5 protein-coding genes are annotated in these 4917 nt (G+C 58.0%); all 5 read left to right on the forward strand.

Annotation, left to right across the window (positions count from 1 at the left end; genetic code table 11):
- The coding region (locus ACTG4M_RS17010; RefSeq protein WP_439124859.1) for a hypothetical protein at window positions 1-219 on the forward strand (219 nt) is incomplete at its 5' end.
- Window positions 216-1922 carry a peptide ABC transporter substrate-binding protein gene (locus ACTG4M_RS17015; protein WP_439124860.1) on the forward strand — a complete coding sequence of 569 codons (1707 nt, stop codon included), beginning with the start codon at window positions 216-218 and terminating at the stop codon, window positions 1920-1922. The genes ACTG4M_RS17010 and ACTG4M_RS17015, both read left to right, overlap by 4 nt.
- 87 nt (window positions 1923-2009) lie before the next feature.
- Window positions 2010-3047 (forward strand): ABC transporter permease, encoded by a 1038-nt coding sequence (locus tag ACTG4M_RS17020; RefSeq protein ID WP_439124861.1) that lies wholly within the window; start codon window positions 2010-2012, stop codon window positions 3045-3047.
- The gene (locus ACTG4M_RS17025; RefSeq protein WP_439124862.1) at window positions 3040-4020 is read left to right on the forward strand and encodes an ABC transporter permease; all 981 of its coding nucleotides are present in this window, start codon (window positions 3040-3042) and stop codon (window positions 4018-4020) included. The genes ACTG4M_RS17020 and ACTG4M_RS17025 overlap by 8 nt, the downstream gene beginning before the upstream one ends.
- A gap of 217 nt (window positions 4021-4237) precedes the next feature.
- Window positions 4238-4917, forward strand: a 680-nt coding sequence (locus ACTG4M_RS17030) for a YeeE/YedE thiosulfate transporter family protein (RefSeq protein ID WP_439124863.1), incomplete at its 3' end; no start/stop codon positions are given.

The following is a 4917-nucleotide window of genomic DNA, read 5'->3' on the forward strand; positions in this document are numbered from 1 at the left end:
AGAGTCAAACTCTGTCTCTACGTCGCCCTTGTTATCGCTCCCACGGGACTTGCATTTTGCGCAAAAGCTGTTTCGATGCGCAGACAGGGGGAAAACGACCTGCTTTTTCAGCTACGGCGCCAACAGCATCTGCTGGCCGCTATGACTGAACAGGATTTGGCCGAACCCACCAATGAAAACGACATGGGCGAACTATGTCCAACAAGGAGAGACGAATGAAACTCACATCCCTACTTATGGGTGCTGCGGCTGCCGTGGCCCTTGCGCCTGCTGCTTTTGCAGAGCGCGGCGCGGACGGCGAGGTCAAGATCATCTATTGGCAAGCGCCATCGATCCTGAACCCGTTCCTGTCAGGCGGCACCAAAGATGTGGAAGCGGCGTCGATGATCATCGAACCGCTGGCCCGCTATAACGAAAAAGGTGAACTTGTTCCTTGGTTGGCCGCAGAAGTGCCGACCGTCGCCAATGGTGGCGTTAGCGAAGACCTGACTTCGATCACCTGGAAAATCACGCCCGGCCTGACATGGTCCGATGGGACACCGTTCACTTCGGCTGACGTTGCGTTCACCCATGCCTACTGCACGGACCCAGAAGGCGGTTGTGCGCAGGTCACCAAGTTTGAAGGTGTCACCAGCGTTGAAACGCCCGATGACCTGACTGTCGTTGTCAACTTCGGCGGCCCAACCCCGAATCCCTATGGCCCGTTTGTTGGCGGTGAAAGCCCGATCCTTCAGAAGGCCCAATTCGAAAACTGCATGGGTGCGGCCGCATCCACGTGTACTGAGCAGAACTTCAACCCAATCGGCACCGGCCCGTTCGTTGTTGACGAATTCAAGCCGAACGACGTGATCTCCATGTCGGCAAACCCGAACTACCGCGATCCGGCAAAGCCCGCCTTTGCCTCCGTGACGTTCAAAGGTGGCGGCGATGCCCGCGCAGCCGGTCAGGCCGTGATGGAAACTGGTGAATTCGACTACGCTTGGAACCTTCAGCTCGCACCCGACGTCATCGCGGCGATGGAAGCAGGCGGCAAAGGTGTTCCGGTCGCTGGTTTTGGTCCGTTGCTTGAACGGATCATGATCAACCAGACTTGGGCAGACCCAAGCCTTCCTGAAGGTGAACGCTCGACGGCGATGCACCCGCACCCGTTCTTGGGTGAACCAGCGGTTTACAAAGCCATGTCCATGGCTATCGACCGTCCGCTGCTGGTGGAAATTGGCTACGGTCAGGCTGGTAAAGTCGGCTGTTCCTGGGTGCCTGCGCCCGAAGCTTTTGCGTCCACTTTCGAAGGTTGCGAAGTTCAGGACCTTGACGGCGCGAAAGCAATGCTCGACGAAGCTGGCATCGTAGACACCGACGGCGACGGCGTTCGTGAACACAATGGCGTGCCACTCTCGATTCTGTACCAGACATCGACCAACGCTGTCCGTCAGGATTTCCAGGCGCTAATCAAGGAATGGTGGGAACAGATCGGCTTTGAAGTCGAGCTGCGCAACGTTGATGCATCCGTGTTCTTTGGTGGTGACGCGGGTTCGCCCGACACCTTCCAGAAGTTCTACGCTGACGTCGAAATGTACGCCAACACCTTTAACGGTACAGACCCGCAGTCCTATCTTGGCAACGGCCTGTGCGACAAGGCTCCGCGTCCGGAAACACAGTGGCAGGGTGAAAACATCTCGCGCTTTTGCATGGAAGAATTCGACGCCCTTCATGCAGAGCTGAGCGCAACCGCCGATATGGCAGAGCGTCAGCGCATCGGTCGCGAACTGAGCGCCATGATCACCGACAACGGCGGTATGATCCCGCTGGTGCACCGTGGTCGTCTTTCCGCACATGCCAACACCCTTGGTGGTGTTGTTCTGAACGTTTGGGACAGCGAACTTTGGAACGTTGCTGACTGGCACCGCATCGAATCCAACTGATCACTCGTTGCGATGAAGTAGGGTGGGCCATGTGCCCACCCTACATTTCGTTTACCGAAAAAGACTCATGACCCGAGGCGCCATACGATGCTGACCTTCGCCGTCCGACGACTTATCCTTGCCGTTCCGACGCTTCTGTTCATCAGTTTTGTCATTTTCATGCTACTGCAACTCGCCCCCGGGGATCCGATGGCGCAGGTGCCTTTGACCGTTCCCCCCGAGGTCAAGGAAAAGATGCGTCAAGCGCTTGGTGTCGGGGAACCACCGCTTGTGCAATACTGGAAATGGCTGGTTCAGGTCTTTTGGATCGAACCCAAAGTGTTCATCGACTACATGACCAGCTCTAGCACACTGCTGGGTTGGTTGCCTGACACCCAGCTTTATCAGGGTGAATTGCGCGTAATCTCTTGGCAGACCCGCAGCCCGGTGATGGACATCGTGATCCAGCGTATACCGCAGACGCTCTGGGTGGTCGGCATGGCCTATATCGTCGGCATCCTGATCGCCCTGCCCATTGGCATCTATTCAGCATACCGGCAGTATTCGGTATTCGATCAGTCGGGCACGTTCATCACGATGATCGGCTTTTCGATCCCGCCGTTCTTTACCGGCCCGCTGCTCATCGTGATCTTCTCGGTGCAGCTTGGTTGGTTCCCGTCGATCTATGACACAACCCATGTTGTGAACGACTGGGCCAGTTTCAAATACCAGCTGTCACAGATGATCTTGCCGGTTATGGTGCTGGCGCTTCAGACCACCGCCCAGATCAGCCGGTACATGCGCGCCTCAATGTTGGACAACCTCAATCAGGATTACGTCCGCACCGCCCGCGCCAAAGGTCTTAGCGAAGCCATCGTTGTCACTGTTCATGTGCTGCGCAATTCAATGATCCCGGTGATCACCGTGATCGCGTTGAACGTTCCGTCGATCTTTGGTGGAGCAATCATCACCGAAAACGTGTTCAAAGTGAACGGTATCGGCCAATTGCTGATCACAGCGCTGTTTGCCAATGACCTGCCAATGGTGATGACGCTGACCTTTATCTTTGCCGTGCTGATCGTCCTCTTCAATCTGATCGCCGATATCCTCTACGGCCTTCTCGACCCGAGGATCCGCTATGACTGAGCCTGTACAAGCCACCCCTACCCCGATCGAAGCGTTGGCCGACAAAGGCCCGCTAGAGCCGCCGCGCAGCCAGTGGAAAGACGTCTGGGACCAGTTCCGCAAACACAAGGGCGCGATGTTCGGTGGTGGGTTCTTGTTGTTCATCACGCTTGCCGTCGTTCTGGGGCCGTGGATCTGGCAGGTCGACGCGCAAAAGCTCGACATCCGCAACAAGGACTTGCGCCCGATCTGGACCGCGCTATGGGATGCGGGCGCCAAGACCGCGTGGAACCGTCCGTTCGGAACGGACCAGTTGGGCCGCGATCAATTGGCGCAAATCATTCAGGGCGGGCGCACATCAATGGCCGTTGGCTGGGCCGCGATGGTCCTCAGCCTGTTCATCGGCACCACCGTGGGCGTAATGGCGGGTTTTGTCCGCAAGGCCGACGGGCTTCTCATGCGCCTGACCGATCTGTTTCTGTCACTGCCGATCCTGCCGCTACTGCTGGTTGCGGTGACACTGTTCCGCCAGCCGCTTCGCCAAGCGTTTGGTCCAGAAGGTGGTATGTTCGTTTTGATCGTCGGGATTATTGCGATCACAAGCTGGATGCCCACCGCACGGATCGTACGCGGTGATATCCTTGCGTTGAAAGAGCGGGAATTCATCCTCGCTGCGCGGTCCATTGGCACCACGCCGTTCCGCATCGTGCAACGCCACCTGCTGCCCAACGTTCTGTCACCCATCATGGTTTCGGCGACGCTGGGCCTTGCGACCGCAATCATCACTGAATCCGCCCTCAGCTTTCTTGGCGTCGGCTTCCCATCGGATTTCCCGACCTGGGGCAAGATGCTGGCTGACGCGGTGCAGCGGATGCAGCAATTCCCCGAACGCGTTTACCTGCCGGGCATCGCAATCTCTCTGACAGTGCTGAGCGTGAACTATCTTGGTGATGGCCTGCGCGACGCCCTTGATCCGCGTATCCGCGGGCGGTGAACTGGCTCCAATACGCAAAAAGACCAAACGGCATGGCCACCGCGGCCATGCCTGAACACCGCGCGCAAGTTTCCCCTGATTTCGGAACAGCGTTCCGCAAAACGGCACAAAGCTAAGGACGCGGTCCCCAAGGACTGCCCAAGTTAGCAATTCCACTGCCTTGATCACAGAACATTTTCCCTCCATCTGCCAGCTCACCTGACGGAAGGAGCGACCCATGTTCGAATCCCTTGGCTTTGAAAACCACACAGCACCGCAAGTAGCTGTTGGTCTGGCCCTCGTGCTTGGTGCAGTCTTTGGCCTTTTGGCTGAACGCACCAAATTCTGCTTTCGCCGCAGCCTAGTCGGCGATGACCGCAAACAGGCGATGGGCGTCTGGCTGACAGCTTTGGCTGTGGCGGTTCTGGGCACACAGGCTGGAGTCCTGTCAGGTCTCATCACATTCGACGATCACCGCTTTATGGCCGGTGACGTACCCTTGCTGGCCATCTTCTTGGGTGGCGCGATGTTCGGCGCTGGTATGGTGCTCACACGAGGCTGCGTGTCCCGCCTCACCGTCTTGTCTGCCAGCGGCAACCTGCGCGGCGTTTTCGTTCTTCTGGTCTTTGCGATCACGGCCCATGCCACACTCAAGGGCGTTCTGGCGCCGGTGCGCACGACAATCGGATCGCTCACCGTGCCTTTGGGGGACAGCGTCAGCCTTGCCGCCCTGCCCGGCGGTGCGCTGGTCTGGTCCGTCCTGATCGCCCTTGCTGCGCTGGCCTTTGCTCTGCGCTCCGGCAATCGCGCAAGCACGCTGGTCCTCGCCGCACTGCTGGGTGCCTTAGTGCCAGCGGGCTGGATCGGCACTGGCTTCGTGCTCTATGATGATTTCGATCCGGTTGTTCTGCAAAGTCT

The sequence above is a fragment of the Marivita sp. genome, from assembly GCF_965656765.1.
GTDB lineage: Bacteria > Pseudomonadota > Alphaproteobacteria > Rhodobacterales > Rhodobacteraceae > Marivita.